General features: G+C 31.7%; 1 pseudogene. It reads left to right on the plus strand.

What is annotated here, in order from left to right:
• Positions 1-33 precede the first annotated feature (33 nt).
• Positions 34-401, plus strand: a pseudogene (locus HFD15_RS14045) (hypothetical protein); the annotation flags it as partial.

A 401-nucleotide genomic window follows, 5' to 3' on the forward strand; every position in this document is an offset into this window, starting at 1 on the left:
ATTTCAACCTCACAATTCAAACGATTGTCAGAGATGGATATTGCTCATGAATATAAATTAGGGAAACGTTCTGACTTTACCGCTAGTGAAGTTGTAGAAATTATATCTTTTATAGATGAACAGATAAGCTTAAAACCTCTTAAAGAAATAAAAACATCTATTATTGCTTGTCATGACTTTCAATTGGATTTACATCAAAAGAAAATTTTAAAAGATTATTCTATCAAAGACAATGAATGTTATTTTAAAGTGTTTGATTGCCAACTCTCTGATGTAATTGAGATGTCAATCTTGAACGCTAATTACTTAGGAATGGTGATAGATGATGCAGATAGTTTGCATAATGCGCAACTACAGCCAATCTATCAAATGCTGGTGGCATGTCGTGAGATTACTAAGAC

The sequence above is a fragment of the Lactococcus sp. EKM203L genome (genome assembly GCF_011800585.1).
GTDB lineage: Bacteria > Bacillota > Bacilli > Lactobacillales > Streptococcaceae > Lactococcus > Lactococcus lactis.